This is a genomic window from Nitratireductor sp. ZSWI3 (genome assembly GCF_024655565.1).
Lineage (GTDB): Bacteria > Pseudomonadota > Alphaproteobacteria > Rhizobiales > Rhizobiaceae > Nitratireductor.
This window is the reverse complement of record NZ_JANKOF010000001.1, coordinates 97,877-119,907: the sequence shown is the minus strand read 5'-3', so window position 1 is coordinate 119,907 and position 22,031 is coordinate 97,877. Positions and strand designations below refer to the sequence as shown.

The window sequence follows — 22,031 nt, the reverse complement described above, 5'->3', positions numbered from 1 at the left end:
GCAGCACACATGTTCACCACAAGGCCGGAAATCCTCGGCACGTTCGGCGTCGTCACCTCCACCCACTGGCTCGCGTCCTCCTCCGGCATGGCCATGCTGGAACGCGGCGGCAATGCCTTCGATGCCGCCGTCGCCGCCGGTTTCGTGCTGCAGGTGGTCGAGCCGCATCTGGTCGGGCCGGGCGGCGAGGTGCCGATCGTCTTCCATTCGGCACGCACCGGAGAAACGAAAGTGCTCTGCGGACAGGGCACGACGCCGCGGGCTGCGACGATCGAGCACTACACGCGCGAGGGGCTCGAGCTGATCCCCGGCAACGGCCTGCTCGCGACCGTCATACCCGGCGCGTTCGACGCCTGGCTGACGCTGCTGCACGACCACGGCACCCTGCCCCTTGCCGACGTTCTGGCGCCGGCAATCCATTATGCCGAAAACGGGCACCCGCTGCTGCCTCGCGTAGCCGACACGATTGCAGGGCTCAAGGATTTCTTCGAGCGCGAATGGCCGACCTCGGCAGCCGCTTTCATTCCCGGCGGCCAACTGCCGGCGGCCCGCTCGCTGTTCCGCAACGAAGCCCTGGCGGGCACCTGGCGACGCGTCCTGCGCGAGGCGGAGGCGGCAGGCGGCAATCGCGAACGCCGGATCGACAAGGCGCGCGATGCCTTCTACCGCGGCTTCGTGGCCGAGGAGATCGAGCGCTTCGCCGCCGCAAACGAAGTGATGGACGAAAGCGGCAACCGCCATCGCGGCGTGATCACCGCGGACGACATGGCGGGCTGGCAGGCGACCTACGAAGCGCCCGTCACCTATGATTATCACGGCCACACGGTCAGCAAGATCGGCCCCTGGGGCCAGGGACCCGTGTTCCTGCAGACCCTGGCCCTGCTGAAGGGGATCGACCTTTCGGCGATGGACGCGCGCGGACCGGAATTCGTGCACACGCTCACGGAGGCCATGAAGCTCGCCTTCGCCGACCGCGAATTCTACTACGGCGACCCGAACCTCGTGGACGTGCCGACGGAGACACTTCTGTCGGATGCCTACAATGACGAGCGGCGCAAGCTGATCGGCGAGGAGGCGTCGCTGGAGCTGCGTCCCGGCGCGATCTCCGGCTACGAGGACCAGTCGGGTCGCGTCTGCGCCGTGCTCGACCGGCTGTCGCGCATAACGGGCGCCGAGGCCAAGTCGTCGGAGCCCACCATGGCCGACATGCGCTCGGCACGCCGCGGCGACACCGTGCATGTCGATGCGATCGACGCAGAGGGCAACATGGTCGCCGCCATGCCGTCCGGCGGCTGGCTGCAATCCTCGCCGATGATCCCCTCGCTCGGCTTCATGCTCAACAGCCGCGCGCAGATGTTCTGGCTGGAACCCGGTCTGCCGGCGAGTCTGGCGCCCGGCAAACGGCCGCGCACGACGCTGACGCCCAGTCTCGCCCACAAGGACGGAAAACCCTACATGGTGTTCGGCACGCCGGGCGGCGACCAGCAGGAGCAGTGGCAGCTCCAGTTCTTCCTCCGCCATGTCCATCACGGGTTCAACCTGCAGGAAGCCATCGACCTGCCGATGTGGCATACCGCGCATTTCCCGAGCTCGTTCTATCCGCGCGACCGCAAGCCCGGCCACCTGGCGATCGAGGAAAGCTTCCCGCCCGAGACGCTCGACGCGCTGAAGGCGCGCGGCCACCGGCTCGACGTCATGCCGCAATGGAGCATCGGCCGTATGGTGGCCGCCGCCCGCGACGACAACGGCCTGCTGCGCGCAGCCGCAACACCAAGGCTCATGCAGGCCTACGCAGTCGGCCGATAGCCGGAACGCATATCTTCCGGCTTGGCTGCCGCCGATTTGCGGCCGGCTTCGGAAGGTTCAGCGCCCGGTGATGCCCGGAAACGCGATGAGCAGCGCCACGGCGAGAACCTGCAAGGCGATGAAGGGCAGCAAGGCGCGGAAGATGGTGCCGAGCGAAATCTCCTTCGGTGCCACGCTCTTCAGATAGAAGGCGGCGGGGCCGAAGGGCGGCGTCAGGAACGAGACCTGCATGTTCATCGCAAACAGCACCCCGAACCAGACCGGGTCGTAGCCGAGGTCTTTGACGACGGGCACGAAGATCGGCATCGTCAGCAAGGCGATGCCCACCCAGTCGAGGAACATGCCGAGCAGAAAGAGGATCGCCATCATCACGAGGATGACGATCGTCGGATTGTCCGACACGCCCGTCAGCAGGCCGGAAACGAAGTCGATGCCGCCCATCAGGTTGAAGACGCCGACCAGGGCGCTGGCGCCGATGCCGATCCAGACGATCATCCCGCAGGTGGACAAGGTCTGAAGGGAAGCGGCCTTCAGCATCTGCAGCGAGAACTCTCCGCGGACCACGGTGGACAGCAGGACGCCCGCCACCCCAACCGCGGAAGCCTCCGTGACGGAAGCGATGCCGCCATAGATGGAGCCGAGGACGAACGCCACGACGACGATGGGCAGGATGAGGCCGCGCAGCAGATGCAGCCGCTCCGCCAGCGGCCGCGGATCGGGTTCGGGCGGCGGTGCAAGCTCGGGATTGATCCAGCACCGGACCAGCACATAGGCGACATAGAAGCTCGCCAGCATGAAGCCCGGCAGGAAGGACGAGGTGAACAGATCGCCGATGGAGACGTTGGCCGTCAGCCCATAGATGATGAGCACGATCGACGGGGGAATCATGGTGCCGAGCGAGCCGCCTGCGCAGATGACCCCGATCGCCAGATTGCGGTCATAGCCAAGGCGCAGCATCTGCGGCAGCGCCAAGAGGCCGAGCAGCACGATCTCGCCACCGATGATGCCGCTCATGGCGGCAAGCACCACCGCAACGAAGATCGTCTGCACCGCCACGGCCCCGCGGATGCGCCCGCCGACCAGCTTCATCGCATCGAACAGGTCGCGGGCGATGCCGGACCGGTCGAGGAGCGCGGCCATCAGCACGAACATCGGCACCGACACGAACACGAAGGAGGAGACGAAGGAATAGACCCGGCTGGTGATCAGCGGCACGGAGGCGGGGCCGAACCAGCCGACGGCAAAGATCAATGCGACGAGCAGGGTCACATATGCAAGCGGGATGCCCAGCAGCAACAGAGCGAACAGCATGGCGAACATGGCAAGCGTGCCATATTCGATGCCCAGGGCCTTGAGATCGAATAAGACGTCGAGCCCCTCCATCAACGGGTCTCCCCGCCGGAGAAGGCCGCCCGCAGATAGTTGACGGCGAGCACCAGGAACTGCAGCGCCATCAACCCCAGCACGGCGAGCAGGAACAGCTTCAGATAGGCCGGAAAGGCCGGATCCCAGGCGCTGCCGGAGGTCTCGAAGCGGACGCTTCCGTCGGGCCGCAGAACCGCCCGTTTGACCATCAGCCACGCGGCCCAGGCAAAGAATGCGGCCGCCACCATGCAGACGAGGGAGATGACCGCATCGAGCAAGCGCCGCGCCCGGCCATGCGCGAGGTCGTAGAGAAGGACGACGCGAATGTGGGTGTTGCGAGCGGTGCAGTAGAGCCCCGCATAGACGAAGGCGACGGCACACAGGAAGACCGTCGTCTCATGCGCCCAGATCGTCGGTGCATTGAAGACATAGCGCAGGATGACTTCCTGGATGAGAATCAGCATCGCCACAACGATGCCGACCGCGAAGAGGATACCGCCGCGGTCGATCAGACGTCCGAGAAGGCCGGCCTCGCGAATGGCTCCCTGTGCGGTGTCTCCTTCCAGCGTCTCCTCGAGACGGCCGTCGTCATTCGCCATTTCATCCTCCCAGAATGGCCGGCGGCCGCCTCAGATCGCGATGATTTTGGATTGAATCAATCCAAAATCATAAACGTGATCGATTCCAAAAAATTAGAGCGGGATGCGGGCGGAAAACCGCGTCACACTTTTCCTCATTCCGCTCTAGGTGCCGCCGCCGGAATTGATGCACTGCCTTACTGAACCAGTCCCTTCTCGGTCAGGTAGGCCGTCAGAACCTCGTAGACCTTTTGCGCGTTCTGCGACTTGGCGGCAGCCTTCTCCCATTCGCCGATGGCGATCTTGCGGAACTTGGCGCGTTCTTCCGCCGACCAGTCGTGGACCGTGATCTTCCCACCTTCCTTGGCGGCTGCGACAGCTTCCAGATCGCTCTTGGCGAGCTCGGCGACCTGGTGCTGCGCGAATTCGGCGACGGTTTCCTCAAAGGCCGCCTTGATATCGTCGGGCAGGGCGTCCCACTTTTCCTTGTTCATGGAAATCTCGACCAGGGGCATGGAATGGAACCCGGGATAGACAGGGTGCGGAGCCACATCGTTCAGTCCCTGCGCCTGGTTGGTGGAGAACACCGTATAGTCGGCAGCCTCGATCACGCCCTTGTCGAGGGAGGTGAAGACCTCCGAGCCCGGAAGATTGACCGGGGCGGCGCCCGCCGCGGCAAAAACCTGCTGCACCAGCCCCTCCGGAGCACGCAGCTTGAGCCCCTTCAGATCGTCCACGCCGTCGAGGGGCACTTTCGACACGAAAGCCTCAAGCCCCGGCGTCGTGGCGCCGATGAAGTGCAGCCCATAAGGCTCGACCAGCTCGTTCATCAGTTCCTTGCCGCCACCTTCGGCCATGAAATCGAACATCTGCTGGGGATCGGACCAGGCGCCCACAGGGTTGGCGATGAGGGCAAATGCCGGGTCTTTGCCGGCAAAATAAGACGTGTCGGTGATGTGGCCGTCGAGAATGCCGGCGGCGATGGCGTCCTGCGTCTCCTGGTGTTCCACCACCGAACCGACAGGGAGAAGCTCGACCTTCACCTTACCGCCGGTTTTCTCCCCGAGCGCCTTGGCCCATCCCTGCTGCAGCTCGAAATTCGGGTTGCCGGCCGGGTCGCTCGACTGGAACTTGAACGAATAATCCTGCGCGGCGGCGATGCCCGACAGGGCAAGCGTCGCGGCAAGCGTGAGCACTGATTTCAAGATCGGTTTCATAACGTCTCCTCCTGGACTGGGTGTCAATTTTCCTCATGGATCCTGCCGGCGGAGCGAGCATGCTCCTGCGGGCCTGGTCCACCGGCGCTGGCACCTTGACGCCGGCAAAATCCTATCGCGCGATCCATCAGCGCCTCGACGCTTTGCGCGACGTCGAGCGGCTGCGTGGGCTGTTCGGAAACAGCATCCGGCGGCTCCAGATCGCGCAGCTGGCTCTCCAGCAGAGCCGCAGGCATGAAGTGATCCTTGCGTGACACAAGGCGCTGACGGATGAGATCGGGGTCGCCATGAAGATAAAGAAGCGCGAGCGGCCCGATCCTTTCGCGCAGATGGTCGCGGTAACCGCGCTTCAGCGCCGAGCAGGCGATCATCACGGGAGCCTCGTCACCGGCATTCAGGGCGCCGACCGCCTGGGCGATGCGCTCGAGCCAGCCCAGACGCATTTCATCGGTCAGCGGCGTGCCCTGCGACATGGCCCGGATGCTCTCCGGCGCATGGAAAGCGTCGCCCTCAAGGAAATGTCCCCCGCAGGCTTCGGCCAGCCGCCGGGCAACGGTCGACTTTCCCACACCGCAGACGCCCATGACGACGAAATTTCTGTAGCGACCGGTCACCAAACTCCTCCATCGACGCCGCCGGCCGTCCTTGGCAGCAGGCCGCGTCGATCCATTTGTTAGCGCTAACATTTCAATGAATGCTGGCGCTTGTCAAGCACCCGACATACACTTCCGCGCAAGATTCTATCACGCGGCGGAATTCATGAGCGGTTTCAAGAGAGTGACCCTGGCGGATGTGGCGTCCCGCGTTGGTGTTAGCGCAATCACCATATCGCGGGCGCTTCGAACCCCCGAGAAGGTCTCTCCCCAGCTTCGCGAAGAGATCGCCCGGGCCATCGACGAGCTGGGATATGTCCCCGACCGGGCGGCGAGAGCCCTCGCCTCCAGCCGGACGGATGTGATCGGCGTCCTCATCCCCTCGGTGACCAACAACGTGTTTTCCGAGGTGCTGCTCGGCATCTACACCGCGGTCGAAAACACGCCCTTCGACATCCAGCTCGGCAACACGCGCTACTCCTCGCTGAAGGAGGAGGACCTCCTGAAGGTCTTTCTGAGCCAGAAGCCCGCCGGCCTCATCGTCACCGGCATAGACCAATCGGAAACGTCGCGGGCGCTGCTGAAGAACGCGGCGTGCCCGGTGGTGCAGATCATGGAAATCGACGAGGATCCGATCGATCTCATGATCGGCTTCTCCCATTACGAAGGGGCGCGAACCGCCACGGCACACCTGATCGAGCAGGGATACAGGCGGCCGGGATTTGCCGGCGCCAGGATGGACCCGCGTTCGCAGCGGCGTTTCCGCGGCTTTCGCGACGTGGCGACCGAAGCCGGGCTTTACGCGGAGGAGCGGGTCATCACGACGACCGCGGCGTCCTCGGTGACGCTGGGCGCGCAGCTTTTCGCCGAGCTGATCGAGCGCGCTCCCGATCTGGATTGCGTGTTCTGCAACAATGACGACCTGGCGCTGGGAGTCCTTTTCGAGGCGCAGCGGCGACGGATCGCGGTTCCCGGGCAACTGGGAATCTGCGGCTTCAACGACCTGGAGATGATGGCCGCCGCAGAGCCCCCCATCACCAGCATCCGCACGTTCCGGCACGACATGGGCCGGCGGGCGGTGGAATTGCTGGTGGATGCGATCGCACAAGGCCGGCCCCGCAGCGGTGCGGTGGTCGATCTGGGATTCGAACTCAGGAAACGCAGCAGCACTAGATCGCGATGATTTTGGATTGAATCAATCCAGAATCATAAACGCGATCGCTTTCAAGAAATTAGAGCGGGATGCGGGTGGAAAACCGCTTCACACTTTTCCTCATCCCGCTCCAGCCGCAAGCCGAATTCTGCTTAGAGTATCCGTGTTGCTTGAAGCGTCTGGCGCCCTTCACACCCCCCTCTGCCCTGCCGGGCATCTCCCCCTCAAGGGGGGAGATTGGACGGCCGCAGGGATTTTGACCAACCGTCCAGCGTTGCAGGGGATGCGATACGGCGCGGTCTGCTAATCTCCCCCCTTGAGGGGGAGATGGCCGTCAGGCCAGAAGGGGGGTGTGAAGGGCGCGACACCGCTGGGCCGAAACCACGGCCGATCGCTTCCGTCAAAACAGGTAACGATCTAGACCAGGCCGTAGGCCCTCACGGCATTCCCGCCCAGGATCTTCGCATGATCCTCGGCGGCGCAGGATGCCAGCAGCGCTTCGGTCGCCCTGCACCAGTCGGCGTAGCTTGCGGCCATCGTGCAGACCGGCCAGTCGCTGCCCCAGATCAGGCGGCTGGCACCAAACACCTGCAGCACATGCCGGACATAGGGTTGCAGCCGGTCGGGGCTCCAATCCTTCCCCGCCTCCGTCACAAGGCCGGACAGTTTGCAGGACACCTGTTCCCGCTTCGCGAGCTCCGACATGCCGCGCGCCCATGTGTCGATCCCACCCCCGGCGATCTCGGGCTTGGCGCAATGGTCGATCACCACCCGCATGCCGGGATAACGGTCGACGAGTTCGATGAGCGCCGGAAGATGCCCTGGCAGAACCAGCGCATCGAAAACGAGACCGTTCCCGATCAGCGCCCGGAAAGCCTCGTCCAGCTCGGGCCGGAGCATCCATTCGGTGTCCGGCAGGTCCTGGATCATCGGCCGCAGCCCCTTGAAACGGGGATGGGCCGCCAGCGCATCGATCCGGGACGGCGCCTCATCGGCGGCAAAGTCCACCCATCCGACCACGCCTTTGACGAAGTCGTGGCGATCGGCGAGCGACAGCAGGAATTCCGTCTCCGCATCGCTGGGCGCGGCCTGCACCAGCACCGTACCATCGATGCCTTCCGCTTCGAGAAGCGGCACAAGGTCCTCGGGCATGAAGTCGCGATAGATGGCGGAAAGCGCCGGCGTCAGCCAGCCATAGTCACCGCGGGAGAGCTGCCAGAAATGCTGATGGGCGTCGATCCTCGGCACTTTCAGCCCTCCGCCGGTGTCGGCGCGTCGGGCCGGATCAGCCCTTCGGCTTTCAGATCACTCCACAGGCCTTCGGGCAGCCGGCGGGAGAACAAGGTGACGTTCGCCTCCACCTCCTGCGCCGTGGTCGCGCCGGGAATGACCGTGCGCACGGCCGGATGCCCCATCACGAATTGCAGCGCCGCCTCGATGAGCCGCACGCCGTGACCGGCACAGACCGCCTCTATGCGGCGCACACGCTCCAGGATGGAAGCCGGCGCCGGTGCATAGTTGTAGCGCGCGCCGTCGACGGCGCCGGTGGCCAGGATGCCGGAATTGTAGGGTCCGCCGAGGATGATGCCGATGTCGCGTTGCACGCAAAGCGGCAGGAAGCTGTCGAGCGCCTCCTGCTCGAGAAGCGTGTAGCGCCCCGCCAGCAGGAACGCGTCGAATTCGCCGAGGCCGAGGAGCCTCTCGCAGACCTGCCACTCGTTGACACCCGCACCGATTGCCCTGACGCGGCCGTCGGCTTTCAGCTCCCGCAACGCCCTGTAGCCGCCGCCATCGAACAGTTCGCGCACCCGTGCCTCGCTGGCCGCCCGGCTGCCATGGGTGAACACGTCCACGTCATGCACCAGGAGGATGTCGATGCTCTCGACGCCGAGCCGGGCGAGGCTCGCTTCGTGGCTGCGCATCACGCCGTCATAGGTGTAGTCGTAGACGATCCGCCTGTGGGGTGTGTCGACGAAGGCGGTCGGCGTCACCTCATCGGGACCGCACTCCTCGAGAAGCCGACCGACCTTGGTGGACAGCGTGACGGCTTCGCGGCCGAAGCGTGCGATGGCGCGCCCGAAGCGTTCTTCGGAAAGCCCCAGGCCATATTGCGGGGCCGTATCGAAGTAGCGCATCCCGCCATCGAAGGCGGCCTTGAGAGCAGCCTGTGCGTCCTCCTCCTCGACGCGGCGATAAAGGTTGCCGAGCGGCGCGCCGCCGAACCCCATGCGGGTCAGCATCACCCCTCGATGAGCGCCGCCGCGCAGTGCCACCGCGTCGGACGCCTTCATGCCGGAACGACGTCCTTGGCTGCCTTGTGCCGGTATTTCTCGAGCGAGGCAGGCTTCATCTCGATGGAGAAGCCGGGCGCCGTCGGCGGCATATAGGCGGCATCGCGGATCACGCAGGGATCGACGAAATGCTCATGCAGATGATCGACGAACTCGATCACCCGCCCTTCGCGCGTTCCGGCAATCGAGACGTAGTCGATCATGGAGAGATGCTGCACATATTCGCACAGCCCCACCCCGCCCGCATGCGGACAGACCTTCAGCCCGTGTTTCGCGGCCATCAGCATGACTGCAAGGATTTCGTTCACGCCACCCAGCCGGCAGGAATCGATCTGCACGACATCGATCGCGCCGCGCATGATGAGCTGCTTGAAGATGATGCGGTTCTGGCACATCTCGCCGGTGGCCACCTGAATGGGTGCGATGGCTTCGCGGATCCTGCGATGACCTTCGATGTCGTCGGGGCTGGTCGGCTCCTCGATGAACCAGGGCCTGGCGAAAGCGAGCTTTCGCACCCAGTCGATCGCCTGGTCCACCTCCCACACCTGATTGGCGTCGATCATCAGGTTCACGTCGGGGCCGACCTCTTCGCGGGCGATGGTCAGCCGGCGGATGTCATCGTCGAGATCGCGCCCCACCTTCATCTTGATGTGCCGGAAGCCGGCATCCACCGCCTCGCGGCAGAGCCGGCGCAGTTTCTCGTCCGCATAGCCCAGCCAGCCGGCAGAGGTCGTGTAGCAGGGATAGCCTTCGCGCTCGAGCGTGGCGATCCGCTCCGCCTTGCCCTCGGCTTTCGCGCGCAGGAACGCCAGCGCCTCGTCCGGCGTGATGCAGTCGGTGATGTAGCGGAAGTCGATGCACCGCACCAATTCCTCGGGGCTCATCTCGGCCAGGAGACGCCATACGGGCTTGCCTTCCAGCTTGGCCCACAGATCCCACACGGCGTTCACCACCGCGCCGGTCGCCAGATGGATCGCTCCCTTGTCGGGACCGATCCACCGCAACTGGCTGTCGGACGTGACGTGGCGCCAGAAGCGGCCCATATCGGCGGCCACCCACCCCATGTCGAGCCCGACCACGAGGTGGCGCATCGCCTCGATGGCCGCACAACATATGTCGTTGCCGCGGCCGATGGTGAAGGTCAGCCCGTGGCCCTCGTGCCCCGTATCCGTTTCCAGGATCACATAGGCGGCCGAGTAGTCCGGATCGGGGTTCATCGCATCCGATCCGTCCAGATGCTCCGACGTCGGAAAACGCACGTCGACGGTGCGCAGGCCGGTGATCCTGGTCATTATCCGCCCACGACTTTCTGCGTCTGCACGCCGAGGCCGTCGATGCCGAGCCGCATCACTTCGCCGCCCTTGAGATAGACCGGCGGCTTCTGCCCCATGCCGACCCCCGGCGGGGTTCCCGTGGAGATCACGTCGCCCGGCTGCAGGCTCATGAAGCGGCTGACATAGGCGATGAGTTCGGGCACCTTGAAGATCATCGTCGCCGTCGAGCCGTCCTGAAAGCGCCTGCCATCCACCTCAAGCCACATGGCAAGGCTGTCGATGTCGCCCACCTCGTCCGGCGTCACCAGCCACGGGCCGATCGGGCCGAACGTGTCGCAGCCCTTGCCCTTGTCCCACGTGCCGCCGCGCTCGATCTGGTATTCGCGCTCGGAGACGTCGTTGACGACGCAGTATCCGGCCACGTGGCCGAGCGCGTCCTTCTCGTCGATGTATTTGCCGCCCCTGCCGATCACGACGCCCAGTTCCACTTCCCAGTCGGTCTTGGTGGAGCCGCGCGGCAGTTGCACGTCGTCATCCGGACCGACGATCGCCGAGGTCCATTTGTTGAAGATGATCGGCTCCTTGGGGATCTCCGCACCGGTTTCGGCCGCATGGTCGGCGTAGTTGAGGCCGATGCAGATGAATTTTCCGACGCTTCCCACGCATGGGCCGAGGCGCAGGCCCTCCTGAGGCTCGCCTTCCACCAGCGGCAGGCCGGCCGGGTCGAGTGCCGCGAGCCTGGCGATCGTCTCCGGTGCAAGCGCGGCACCCGCAACATCGGCGATGATGCCCGACAAGTCGCGCACCTTTCCCGTTTCGTCCAGAAGGCCCGGTTTTTCCTGGCCGCGCGGCCCATAGCGCAGAAGTTTCATGTCAAATCCTGTCGGTTGGAAGGAAGCTCCGGGGCACGATACCTCCCCGGAGCCGGTTTGAAGACCCGTCAGTCATACAGCACGGCAGCGATTTCCGGATCGTCGATGTTGGTCTTGTCGTAATAATAATACCCGGTGTCGATGGTGTCGGGCACTTCCTCGCCCCTGGCGGCGGCGACGGCGGCCTTCACCGTCTCGTAGCCGATGCCGACGGGATTCTGCGTGATCGCACCGGCCATCAGCCCGTCGCGGATCGCCTGCTTCTGCTGGGTGCCCGAATCGTAGCCGATGATCACCACCTCCTTGCGGTCCATTTCGCGCACGCCGTTGACGACGCCGATCGCCGAGCCCTCATTGGTGCCGAAGATGCCCTTGATATCCGGATTGGCCTGCAGGATCGACTTGGTGATTTCCGTCGATTGCAGATGATCGCCACCGCCATACTGGATGGTGACGATCTCGATGTCGGGATATTTCTCGCCGATGCGGTTGACGAAGCCGTCGCGCCGATCGATGCCGGTCCGGCTCGTCTGGTCATGGGCGACAACCGCCACCTTGCCCGCGCCGCCGATCAGTTCAGCCATCTTGTCGGCGGCGAGCGCCGCAGCCGACACATTGTCGGTCGATGCCGTCGCCTTGGGAATGTCGCTGTCGACGCCGGAATCGAAGGCGATCACCGGGATGCCCGCTTCGTCGGCCTGTTTCAGAAGCGGGATGGCCGCCTGGCTGTCGAGCGCGGCAAAGCCGATGGCCGCCGGCTTTTTGGCAAGAGCGGCGGCCAGCATGTCGATCTGCCGATCGACCATGGTCTCGTTGTCGGGGCCCTCGAAGGTCACCTCGACATCCAACTCGGCAGCCGCCTTGTCCGCGCCGGCTTTGACCGCCTGCCAGAACTGGTGCTGGAAGCCTTTCGAGATCAGCGGGATGTAGACCTTGTCCTGCGCCGCGGCGGCGACACCGCTGGCGATGAGGGCTGCGGCGCTGATGGCGCCCAGCATTGCGCGTCTCGTGAACATGTTTGTCTCCTCCGGTTCCGTTCACACTCACTCTTCGATCTGGCGAGATTCCGGGGCGTTGCCCGCCCTCTTCTTCGTTGAGCTCAGCCCATGCGGCGCTTGCGCATCATGTCGGCATAGACGGCGAGAATGATGATCGCGCCCGTCACCACGGTCTGCCACTCCTGTGCGACCGACAGGATGCGCAATCCGTTTGCCAGGACCGCCATGATGAGCGCACCGATCAGCGTGCCGAGGATGGAGCCACGCCCGCCGGCAAGCGACGTGCCTCCGATGACGACGGCGGCGATCGCCTCCAGCTCGTAGCCGAGGCCCAGCGCCGGCTGGGCCGAGTTGAGGCGCGATGCGATCAGCAATCCGGCAATGCCGCAGATGCCGCCGGCCAGGGCATAGACGGCCATCTTCCAGGCATCCGTGTTCACTCCGGACAGGCGCACGGACTCCTCGTTGGATCCGAGCGCGAAGGTGTAGCGGCCAAGCACCGTGCGGCCGAGGATGTAGCTCGCCGCCATCGCCACCAGGAAAAGGATGAGCACGCCGTTGGGGATGGGCAGGCCCGGAATGACCGCGCCGATCAGCGAGCCGCGCGAAATTTCGGTGAAGCCCGGCGTGTCGTTGAAATAGATCGGCCGCGTGCCCGAGATGACCAGCGAGAGCCCCTTCAGCATCAACATCATGCCGAGGGTGGCGATGAAGGGCGGTATCTTCATCTTGGCGACGAAGGTTCCCGAGGTGAGACCGCACAGGGCTCCGGCGGCGATCGCCGCAACGATGCCGACGGGCAGCGGCATGCCCCAATAGGTCAGGACGACGCCGGCGATCACCGCGCAGAAGGTCATCAGCGTGCCGACCGACAGGTCGATGCCGCCGGTTATGATCACCAGCGTCGCGGCGATGGCCAGCACGCCGTTCACCGACGTCGCCTGCAGGATGGCGATGATGTTCGACGTCTGCATGAAGCTGGGCGAGGCAAGCGAGAAGCCGATCAGGAGGATCACCAGGCTCGCGAAGGCAAGCAGCTTCTGATGCGCCCCCGACTGGAAGAGGCGCGCGGCAAGGCTGGCGCGCGGGCTTGCTTCAACGGTGCTCATTGCATCCCTCCCATCGGCTGCATAACGCTCTCACGTTGCGTGGCAAGACGCATGATGTCCTCCTGGCTGGTCCCGGCGCCGCCCGGGAGAATGCCGGTCAACCGCCCTTCGCACATCACGGCGATGCGGTGGCTGAGCCTCAGCACCTCGGGGAGCTCCGACGAGATCACGATGACCGCCCGCCCCTGGGCGGCAAGGCCGTTCAGGAGCTTGTAGATCTCGCTCTTGGCGCCGACGTCGATGCCCCGTGTCGGCTCATCGAAGATCAGGACGTCGCAGTCGCGCAGCAGCCACTTGGCGATCACCACCTTCTGCTGGTTGCCGCCGGACAGAAGGCGCACTTCCTGCCGGTCCGACGGCGTGCGGATCGTCAGTTGCTCGATATAGGCGCGCGCCGCATCGCGCATGGCGGTCTCGTCGAGCGTGCCGAAGCGGCGCGTGAAGCGGCCGATGCTGGCCATGGCGATGTTGGCGCGCACATCCATGCCGACGGCCAGGCCGAAATGCTTGCGGTCTTCCGAAAGATAGCCGATGCCGGCTTCCACAGCGTCTGCCGGCGTCCGGATGTCGCGCCGCACACCATCGACGATGATCTCGCCGGCCTCGCGCGGGTCCGCCCCGAAGATTGCTCGCGCCACCTCCGTCCGCCCGGCTCCCATGAGGCCGGCAAAGCCGAGAATCTCTCCCTTCCTCACAGAAAAGCTGACATCGCGGATTTCCCGCCCGCGCGCCAGCCCCTTCACTTCAAGCGCCACCGGCGCGCCGGCGAGATCGGGCACGGTGAGCGCGCTGTCGGCCAGCGCCCGACCGACCATCATGGCGATGATGCGATCGACTGGCGTATCGGCCGCCGCCACCGTGCCGACATGCTGCCCGTCGCGCATCACCGTCACCCGGTCGGCGATGCGCTTCAGCTCATCCATCTTGTGCGAGATGTAGATGATGCCGACGCCTTCCGTCCTCAGTCGGCGGATGATGATGAACAGTTCCTCGATCTCCGCGTTGTTGAGGGCCGCGGTCGGCTCATCCATGATCAGGACACGCGCATTGAAGGACAGGGCCTTGGCGATCTCCACCATCTGCTGCTTGGCGATGGTCAGCCGGCCCACGAGCGCGCGCGGGTCGAGCTTGAGGTTCATGGAGGCGAAGATCTCGGCTGCCCGCCGGTTGAGCGCCGTCTCGTCCAGGCGGCCGAAGCTCAGCCGGGGTTCGCGGCCGATGAAGATGTTCTGCGCCGCCGTCAGATCGTTCATCAGGCTCAATTCCTGATGGATGATGCTTATACCCAGATCCTGCGCGGCACGCGGGCTCGGGACGTCCGTCGGCCGACCATCGATCAGCACCTCGCCGTCGTCCTTGGGGTAGATGCCCGACAGGATCTTCATCAGGGTCGACTTGCCGGCGCCGTTCTCGCCCATGAGCGCGTGCACTTCACCCGGCATGAGGTCGAACTGCACGTTCTTCAGCGCGTGAACACCGGGAAAGCGCTTCTCGATCCGGCGCATGGAGACGACCGGCTGGCGATGGCCGGAACCGGCCTCGGGCATCTCGTAAGGGGACACCGCAGCCATCATCGGATCGTCAGATCGTCACGCCGCCATCGACAAGCACGGCCTGCCCCGTCATGAACCGGCTCTCGTCCGACAGCAGGTACACGACGAGCGGCGTGATATCGTCGACGGTCGCAAGCCGCCCCATGGGCTGGCGGGCGATGAAGTCCTTCTCCGCCTGCACCGGATCCGCCGCCGAGGCGATGCGGCCACGCAGCGAGGGCGTGTCGACGGTGCCGGGGCAAAGCGCGTTGCAGCGCAGCCCCCGGGTGACGAAATCCGCCGCGATCGACTTGGTCAGGCCGATCACCGCGGCCTTGGTCGTGCCATAGACGGCACGGTTCACGAAGCCTTTGATGGAAGAGGCCATGGAGGCCATGTTGAGGATGGCGGCACCGCCCGTCTCGCCGGCACGCTCCAGCATGGCGGGCAGGAACGCCTGGGTCATGCGGTACATGGAGGTCACGTTCAGATCGACGCTGAACGCCCAGTCCTCTTCCGAGACGTCGAGAACGGTGCCGTGATGAACGAAGCCCGCGCAATTGAAGAGGCCGTCCAGCCCGCCGGTCCGCGCTGCCAGCGCGTCGATCGCGGCCCGGTCGCGGACATCGAGACGGTGCACCTCGATGCCGTTGCCCTCGCCGGCGAGCGTTGCAAGCCCGTCTTCATCGATATCGACGGCGACGACCGATGCGCCTTCCGCCGCACAGGCGAGCGCGCTGGCACGGCCCATGCCCTGCGCCGCGGCCGAGATGAGAATCCGCTTGCCCTGAAGTCGCATACGATGACTCCTCCCTGTTGAGCCGAAGCTCGATCATCGTTTATATACGAACATTCTATTCATATATAAAAGCTCTTTGCAACAACTAAGTTGACAAAGGCGCTTCCGCCTCATCAAAGCAGGCGTTCGGAGGACGAGCATTTGAACAGCAAGAAAACTGCCACCGAAGACCGCTATCGCGCGCCGGCTCTCGACAAAGGGCTCGACATTCTGGAGCTCCTGTCGAGCCAGGCCAACGGCCTGACGCGGGCCGAGATCGTCAAGGCCATGGGGCGCGGCCCGAGCGAGATCTACCGCATGCTCGAGCGGCTGGTGGCGCGCAACTATGTGAGCCGCTCCATCGAGGGCGACCGCTACACGCTGACCATGAAGCTGTTCATGCTCGGGAGCCAGCATCCGCCCCTGCGCCGCCTGGTGGCGCGCGCCCTGCCGCTGATGGATCTGTTCGCCCGAAAGACCCAGCAATCCGTGCATCTGGTGGCACCGGAGCGCGGCCATGCCATCGTCATCGCCCAGGCGAGCAGCCCCGCCAACTGGGAGTTTCGGCTGCGCACGGGCGCCCAGCTCGACCTGCTCACCACGGGATCGGGACAGACCCTGCTCGCCTTCCAGAGCCCGGAGCGGCGCAACGAGACCCTCGCCATATGGGGGAGCGCCGATCAGGCGCGCCATCTGGCCGGCATGGAGAGCGCGCTCGAAGACGTGCGCAGCAAAGGCTATCGCATCGGCGAGAGCCTGCAGCTGGTCGGCGTCCGCGACATCTCGGTTCCCGTCTTCGCCCCTTCCGGCGATGCGCTCGCCGTCCTCACCTGCCCCTATTTCCAGCGCCTGGACACGGAGAACGTGGCCGACGTGGAAACCGCGCTCGCTTCGCTGCAGGCGGTCGCCGAGAAACTGTCGATCATCTGATCGTCAGCCGCCCTGCCCGGCATGGTCGAGCCCGATGTCGAGGATCGGCGCACTGTGGGTCAGCCAGCCGATGGAGATCAGGTCGACACCGGTCGAGGCGATGGCCGGAGCGGTCTCCGGCGTGACCCGGCCCGAAGCCTCGGTGATCGCCCGTCCGCCCACCATGGCGACCGCAAGGGCGAGCGTTTCCGGCATCATGTTGTCGAGCAGCACCGCGTCGACACCGGTCTTCAGCGCTTCCTCCAATTGGTCGAGCGTGTCGACCTCCACTTCGATCTTGACCATGTGGCCGCAATGCGCCCGGGCCCTTTCGATGGCGGTGCGCAGGCTGCCCGCGACGGCGATGTGATTGTCCTTGATGAGCACGGCGTCATCGAGTCCGAAGCGGTGGTTGGAGCCGCCGCCGGCGCGCACGGCGTATTTCTCCACCGCCCGCAGGCCGGGCGTCGTCTTGCGCGTGCAGACGATGTGAGCGGGATATTGCTGCACCGCCTCGACCACCTGACGCGTCGCCGAGGCGATGCCGCTCAGATGGCAGAGAAAATTGAGAGCCGTGCGCTCCGCGGTCAGCAGACCGCGCGCCGGGCCGCTCACGCTGGCGATCACATCGCCCGGCCGCACCGCACTGCCATCCGCGCGCTGCACCGCGAATTCGAGCGACGGGTCGATGAGGCGGAAGGCGAGCATGGCCAGGTCGAGCCCGGCCACAACGCCCGTCTGCCGGCTGCAAAGAACCATCGCCTCGCACAGGTCGGCAGGAACGATCGCCGCGGTCGTGATGTCGCCGGCGCGACCGAGATCCTCCAGGAAAGCCGCCCGCACCAGGGGTTCCAGCATGACGATCGGGAGAGGCGCAAGGGTCATGGTGTCAGGCACTCCGTACCAGTGATGCCGGTTCGCCGACAATGCGGGAAGACGCCGCCATCGCGTCCCGAAGCGTCAGGCGCGAATGGAGGGCGATCGAACTCTGGTGTGGAAAATCGGCGCGCCAGTGTGCGCCGCGACTTTCCTCTCGCTCGAGGGCCGCGACCGCTATCATCAGCGCCAGAGCGGCTGCGTCATTCGTGCCGGCCACGGGCGACAAGATGGCGATCGCGCGGCGCAGCTCGTCGCCGTGACGCACGATCCCGAGCGCTGCGGAAACGATGCCGCGCACGGCTTCGGGGTCCGGCCTTGCGGGCATGCCGACCGTGGGGCACGAGCGGACCGCACGCGCCGGCCTGCCGGAAATATCCTGCGCCACGCGATCGGCGAACACCGCCGCCTCGACCAGCGAATTGCTGGCCAGACGGTTCGCGCCGTGGAGCCCGGTGCAGGCGGCTTCACCACAGGCCCACAGGCCTTCCACCGTGCTGCGCCCCATATCGTCCACCGCGATGCCGCCCATATGGTAATGCGCTGCCGGGCGTATCGGAACGAGATCGCGGGCCGGATCGATGCCCGCGCTTAGACAATGCGCGTCGATGGTCGGAAAGCGTTCTGCGAAGGCTGCGCCCAGGCTTCGCCTTGCGTCGAGAAAGACGGAATGCCCGTTCCGCAGATGCGCCGTCACGGCGCGGGTCACCACGTCGCGCGGGGCAAGCTCGGCCCCCGGAACCTCTTCCAGGAAACGCCACCCCGTCTCATCGACCAGCACGGCTCCCTCGCCGCGGACGGCCTCGCTGATCAGACGCATGGGACGGGACGCGCCATGAAGCGCGGTCGGATGAAACTGGACGAACTCGAGATCGGCCAGCTCCGCGCCGGCGGACGCAGCGAGCATCAACCCCTGTCCCCAGCAGCCAGGCGCGTTGGTCGTGTCGGCGAACAGCCCGCCGACGCCGCCGGTGGCGATCACGACGCTGTCGGTCGCGAGCCGGACCGGACCGTCTGCATGCTGCGCCAGGACCCCAAGCACCCGGCCGTCCCCGGTAATGAGCCGGCGCACTTCGACGTGCTCGAGCACCGTGATCGAATGCGTGCTCTGCACCCTGTCGACCAACGCCCTTATGATCTCGCGGCCTGTCCCGTCACCGGCCGCGTGAAGGATGCGACGACGGGAATGGGCCGCCTCGAGCCCCAGCGCGAGGCTCCCGTTTGCCGTCCGGTCGAACCGCACGCCGAACCCGACCAGCCGCTCGACGGCAGCGGGCGCGGCCTCCGCGACGCGTCGCGCAACCGCGACATCGCAAAGCCCGGCGCCCGCCGCCACCGTATCGGCCTGATGCAGAGCCGGATCGTCGTCGACACCGAGCGCTGCGGCCAGTCCGCCTTGGGCGAGTTCGCTCGAAGACGCGGCGCCGAGAGACGCTTTCGTGATCAGCACCACGGGCTCCGGCGCCAATGAGAGGGCCGTCATCAGGCCGGCGATGCCGCTCCCGATGATGACCGGCCGACCGTCAAGACCGCGAGGGCTCATACGGCCAGCATCCGCTCGACGGACAGCCGCGCACGGCGTGCCACCAAGGGGTCGATCGTCACCTCGTGGCGATCGTGCTCCAACGCCTCGCGGATGTTGGCGAGCGTGATGCGCTTCATGTGCGGGCACAGATTGCACGGACGGACGAACTCGACATCCGGATGGGCAACGGCAACGTTGTCGCTCATCGAGCATTCCGTCATCAGGGCGACACGCGGCGGCTTGCGCGTCGCCACATAGTCCGTCATGGCAGCGGTCGATCCGGAAAAATCGGCCTCGGCGACCACCTCCGGGGGACATTCCGGATGGGCGAGCACCGTGACGCCCGGATACGCCTCGCGCAACTCGCGGATGTCGCTCGCTTCGAACAGCTCGTGCACCTCGCAATGCCCTTTCCAGGCGATAATCTCGACATCGGTCTCCGCGGCGACGTTCTGGGCGAGGAACTCGTCCGGGATCATGATGACCCGCGAGGATCCGAGGGATTCCACCACCTGGCGGGCGTTGCCCGAGGTACAGCAGATGTCGGCCTCCGCCTTCACCGCAGCCGAGGTGTTGACGTAGGTGACGACGGGCACGTCCGGATAGCGCTCGCGCATCAGACGCACATCGGCGGGCGTCACGGATTCGGCCAGCGAGCAACCCGCCTCCGTGTCCGGGATCAGCACCGTCTTGCCGGGATTCAGCAATTTGGCCGTCTCAGCCATGAAATGCACGCCGGCCAGGACGATCACGCCGGCTTCGACCTCCATTGCCTTGCGGGCAAGCGCGAGGCTGTCGCCGACGATGTCGGCCACGCAATGGAAGATCTCCGGCGTCTGGTAGTTGTGCGCCAGGATCACCGCATCGCGTTGCCGCTTCAGCTCGAGAATTGCCGCGACATCGTCTCGAAAGACCGGCCATTCCATCGGCGGAATGACGTGGCGCACCTTGTCGTAAAGCGCGTCGGCGCGGGCCGAAGGATCATGCATGGCTCACCCTCTCTTATACTCATTTAGAGTATAAGCCACTTATGCTCAATGTAAGCATAAGTCAAGAGCGGGTTATCGGAACACGCGTTCCCATAAGGGTTCGCTCCATGTGAATGGAGGGGCGGAAGCGAAACAGCTTGGCGGGGCGCCCGCCCGTGTCGGATGCCGTCTCGCCGGTTTCCTCCACCAGTTCCTGCTGCTCGATCAGGCGCCGGAAATTCTGCTTGTGGGCGAGACGCCCCGACAGAGCTTCGACAGTGCGCTGCAACTGCAGCAGCGTGAAGACGGGCGGCATCAGCTCGAAAACGACCGGACGGTACTTGATCTTGGTGCGCAGCCGGGCAAGGGCCGTCGCCAGGATGCGTCGATGATCGGCGAACATCGGCTTGCCCGGCGCGTCGCCCGCCTGCGGCCCATGGCTGCGATGCGCCTCCGCCACCAGCCCGGCCTCATAAAGAAGCTCGTAGCGCTGCAGCACCAGCTCTTCGTTCCAGGATCGGTCGTCGAAGCCGAAGATGCTGCTCGCGCGTTGCCAGCGCGCCACCTGCGCTTGCCCGTCGCCGCCACTGGCGGCCCACTTCTTCAAGCCGGGCTCAATCTTTTCGGCCAGCACGGCGGGAAGGCCGGCACGATGATCCTCCCACGGAAAGTGCGCGTACCAGGGCGTCCATCGGGACTCGGCGGAGCCGTCCACCTCCTCCGGCCGCGTCAGCCCGAGATAGCTGATCGATATGGCCCGTCCCGCTCCGCGTCCGAACCGGTCGCGGTCGGCGAATGTGTAGAGCTGCTCGATGTAGCCGAGCGGATGGCCGGTCTGTCGCTCCACCCAGGCGCGCAGACCGGACTGCAGGGAGCGGTGCCCCAGCTCGAACGGACCCGACGGCAGCTTGTCTCCGCCGCCGATCGTCAGCACCGACGGCGTTCCCGCGATAACGGCGACCAGGACAGCGATAAGGTCGATCTGGACGTCACGGTCCGTCTCGGTTCCGCGGGTCTCATCCATCGGTGAAGCGCTCGCCCTTCCTCATGGTGCAACATTGCCTGTTCAATCGTTGCATACAATCGGGAAACGACAAAAACGAGCCACGCCGCCGAATGCCCACAAGAGCCGGCGGCCACCACTCAATCGAAGCGCAGCTGGACCTTCACCGAGCGCGAGCGATCGCCGGCGACGGCGAACGCCGCAACCGCGTCCTCGAGGGCATAGGTCCCCGTTATGATCGGCTTCACGTCGATCACGCGCTCGTCGATCAGGCGCACGGCCTCGGCATATTCCGCATGGAAGCGGTGCGTTCCCTTCAGGCTGATTTCCTTGCCGACAAGCACGTTGATCGGCACCGGAAGATCGCCCGTCACGCCGACCTGCACGATGGTGCCGAGCGGACGCACCGCGGCAAGGGCGGCGCGCATCGCCGGTGCGGCCGCGGAGCACTCGAAAACGACGTCGAAATACCCCTTGTCGGCACAATAGGCATCCATGCCGGCGGCATCCTTGGCCACGTTGACGGTGCGTGTCGCCCCCATTTCGGCGGCAACGGCGAGCGCCGCATCCTTGAGGTCCGTAACGACGACCTCGCGAGCGCCGGCATGGCGCGCCACCGCAGCGCACAGGGAGCCGATCGGCCCGGCGCCGGTCACCAGCACCCGTTTGTCCTGCAGGCTCCCGGCGCGCCGGCCGGCATGAACGCAGACCGCCAGCGGCTCGGCGCAGGCGGCCTCGGCCAGCGAGGTACCGTCCGAGATCTTTTCGCACTGACCGGCATCGACGATCATGCGCTCGCGGAAGGCACCCTGTTCATGCGGAAATCGAAGTGCCGATCCGAGGAAGCGCATGTTGAGGCAATGCTGGGAAAGGCCCTCGGCGCAATAGGCGCAGTGGCCGCAGGGGCGGCTCGGATTGAGCGCGACCCGGTCGCCCGGCCTGATGTCGCCGACACCCGTGCCGACCGCCTCGACGGTGCCCGCCGCCTCGTGGCCGAGGATGATCGGCTGCTGCACCCGGATCGGGCCGAATCCGCCATCGTGATAGTAGTGCAGATCGGAGCCGCAGATGCCACCGGCCCCGATGGCGATCAGGACCTCGCCGGCCTGGGGCTCCCCGACGGTGTCCGTCTCGATCCGCAGGTCATGCTTGTCGTACAATCTACAGACGCGCGTTTGCATCCA

General features: G+C 65.5%; 20 protein-coding genes. 3 read left to right on the top strand and 17 right to left on the bottom strand.

The window, feature by feature from the left end; genetic code table 11:
- The first annotated feature begins 9 nt into the window (after nucleotides 1-9).
- Nucleotides 10-1,806 carry a gamma-glutamyltransferase family protein gene (locus NUU27_RS00540; protein WP_257760073.1) on the top strand — a complete coding sequence of 599 codons (1,797 nt, stop codon included), beginning with the start codon at nucleotides 10-12 and terminating at the stop codon, nucleotides 1,804-1,806.
- Between the two features lie 57 nt (nucleotides 1,807-1,863).
- On the opposite strand, the gene NUU27_RS00535 is transcribed toward NUU27_RS00540, so the two are convergent.
- From NUU27_RS00535 to NUU27_RS00520, 4 genes are all read right to left on the bottom strand, one after another.
- Nucleotides 1,864-3,189, bottom strand: coding sequence for a TRAP transporter large permease subunit (locus NUU27_RS00535; RefSeq protein ID WP_257760072.1), 1,326 nt, complete (start codon nucleotides 3,187-3,189; stop codon nucleotides 1,864-1,866).
- A complete protein-coding gene (locus NUU27_RS00530; RefSeq protein WP_257760071.1) occupies nucleotides 3,189-3,770 on the bottom strand; it encodes a TRAP transporter small permease subunit in 582 nt (193 codons plus the stop codon). Before NUU27_RS00530 ends, NUU27_RS00535 begins: the two co-directional genes overlap by 1 nt.
- A gap of 176 nt (nucleotides 3,771-3,946) precedes the next feature.
- Nucleotides 3,947-4,966 carry a TRAP transporter substrate-binding protein gene (locus NUU27_RS00525; protein WP_257760070.1) on the bottom strand — a complete coding sequence of 340 codons (1,020 nt, stop codon included), beginning with the start codon at nucleotides 4,964-4,966 and terminating at the stop codon, nucleotides 3,947-3,949.
- 23 nt (nucleotides 4,967-4,989) lie between these two features.
- A complete protein-coding gene (locus tag NUU27_RS00520; RefSeq protein WP_257760215.1) occupies nucleotides 4,990-5,550 on the bottom strand; it encodes a gluconokinase in 561 nt (186 codons plus the stop codon).
- 175 nt (nucleotides 5,551-5,725) lie between these two features.
- Between NUU27_RS00520 and NUU27_RS00515 the strand changes: the two genes are divergently transcribed.
- Nucleotides 5,726-6,742: a LacI family DNA-binding transcriptional regulator gene (locus tag NUU27_RS00515; protein ID WP_257760069.1), complete on the top strand. Its 1,017-nt coding sequence runs from the start codon at nucleotides 5,726-5,728 to the stop codon at nucleotides 6,740-6,742.
- A 387-nt stretch (nucleotides 6,743-7,129) separates the two neighbouring features.
- On the opposite strand, the gene NUU27_RS00510 is transcribed toward NUU27_RS00515, so the two are convergent.
- The 8 genes from NUU27_RS00510 to NUU27_RS00475 all read right to left on the bottom strand — a co-directional run bounded on the left by NUU27_RS00510 (nucleotide 7,130) and on the right by NUU27_RS00475 (nucleotide 15,587).
- Entirely contained in the window at nucleotides 7,130-7,960 is an 831-nt protein-coding gene (locus NUU27_RS00510; RefSeq protein ID WP_257760068.1) for an amidohydrolase, read from the bottom strand.
- Nucleotides 7,961-7,962: 2 nt separating this feature from the next.
- Nucleotides 7,963-9,003: an aldo/keto reductase gene (locus tag NUU27_RS00505; RefSeq protein ID WP_257760067.1), complete on the bottom strand. Its 1,041-nt coding sequence runs from the start codon at nucleotides 9,001-9,003 to the stop codon at nucleotides 7,963-7,965.
- Complete coding sequence (locus tag NUU27_RS00500; RefSeq protein ID WP_257760066.1) at nucleotides 9,000-10,295, bottom strand: L-fuconate dehydratase; 1,296 nt, start codon at nucleotides 10,293-10,295, stop codon at nucleotides 9,000-9,002. The genes NUU27_RS00505 and NUU27_RS00500 overlap by 4 nt, the downstream gene beginning before the upstream one ends.
- Complete coding sequence (locus NUU27_RS00495) at nucleotides 10,295-11,149, bottom strand: fumarylacetoacetate hydrolase family protein (RefSeq protein WP_257760065.1); 855 nt, start codon at nucleotides 11,147-11,149, stop codon at nucleotides 10,295-10,297. Before NUU27_RS00495 ends, NUU27_RS00500 begins: the two co-directional genes overlap by 1 nt.
- 68 nt (nucleotides 11,150-11,217) lie before the next feature.
- Entirely contained in the window at nucleotides 11,218-12,165 is a 948-nt protein-coding gene (locus tag NUU27_RS00490) for an ABC transporter substrate-binding protein (protein WP_257760064.1), read from the bottom strand.
- Between the two features lie 83 nt (nucleotides 12,166-12,248).
- Nucleotides 12,249-13,256, bottom strand: coding sequence for an ABC transporter permease (locus NUU27_RS00485; RefSeq protein ID WP_257760063.1), 1,008 nt, complete (start codon nucleotides 13,254-13,256; stop codon nucleotides 12,249-12,251).
- Nucleotides 13,253-14,830, bottom strand: a complete 1,578-nt coding sequence (locus tag NUU27_RS00480) for a sugar ABC transporter ATP-binding protein (RefSeq protein WP_374565112.1) — start codon at nucleotides 14,828-14,830, stop codon at nucleotides 13,253-13,255. The genes NUU27_RS00485 and NUU27_RS00480 overlap by 4 nt, the downstream gene beginning before the upstream one ends.
- A 7-nt stretch (nucleotides 14,831-14,837) precedes the next feature.
- Complete coding sequence (locus NUU27_RS00475) at nucleotides 14,838-15,587, bottom strand: SDR family oxidoreductase (RefSeq protein ID WP_257760062.1); 750 nt, start codon at nucleotides 15,585-15,587, stop codon at nucleotides 14,838-14,840.
- A 141-nt stretch (nucleotides 15,588-15,728) separates the two neighbouring features.
- Here NUU27_RS00475 and NUU27_RS00470 point away from each other — a divergent pair, with 141 nt between their 5' ends.
- On the top strand, nucleotides 15,729-16,496 hold the full coding sequence (locus tag NUU27_RS00470; RefSeq protein WP_257760061.1) for an IclR family transcriptional regulator: 768 nt from the start codon (nucleotides 15,729-15,731) through the stop codon (nucleotides 16,494-16,496).
- A gap of 3 nt (nucleotides 16,497-16,499) precedes the next feature.
- Here the strand turns inward: NUU27_RS00470 and nadC are convergent, their stop codons facing one another.
- The 5 genes from nadC to NUU27_RS00445 form a co-directional block, all read right to left on the bottom strand.
- A complete protein-coding gene (nadC, locus tag NUU27_RS00465) occupies nucleotides 16,500-17,360 on the bottom strand; it encodes a carboxylating nicotinate-nucleotide diphosphorylase (RefSeq protein WP_257760060.1) in 861 nt (286 codons plus the stop codon).
- Between the two features lie 4 nt (nucleotides 17,361-17,364).
- Complete coding sequence (locus NUU27_RS00460) at nucleotides 17,365-18,894, bottom strand: L-aspartate oxidase (protein ID WP_257760059.1); 1,530 nt, start codon at nucleotides 18,892-18,894, stop codon at nucleotides 17,365-17,367.
- Nucleotides 18,891-19,865: a quinolinate synthase NadA gene (nadA, locus tag NUU27_RS00455; protein ID WP_257760058.1), complete on the bottom strand. Its 975-nt coding sequence runs from the start codon at nucleotides 19,863-19,865 to the stop codon at nucleotides 18,891-18,893. The genes NUU27_RS00460 and nadA overlap by 4 nt, the downstream gene beginning before the upstream one ends.
- A gap of 61 nt (nucleotides 19,866-19,926) precedes the next feature.
- The gene (locus NUU27_RS00450; RefSeq protein ID WP_257760057.1) at nucleotides 19,927-20,868 is read right to left on the bottom strand and encodes a hypothetical protein; all 942 of its coding nucleotides are present in this window, start codon (nucleotides 20,866-20,868) and stop codon (nucleotides 19,927-19,929) included.
- Nucleotides 20,869-20,987: 119 nt separating this feature from the next.
- The gene (locus tag NUU27_RS00445; RefSeq protein ID WP_257760056.1) at nucleotides 20,988-22,028 is read right to left on the bottom strand and encodes an L-idonate 5-dehydrogenase; all 1,041 of its coding nucleotides are present in this window, start codon (nucleotides 22,026-22,028) and stop codon (nucleotides 20,988-20,990) included.
- Nucleotides 22,029-22,031 lie beyond the last annotated feature (3 nt).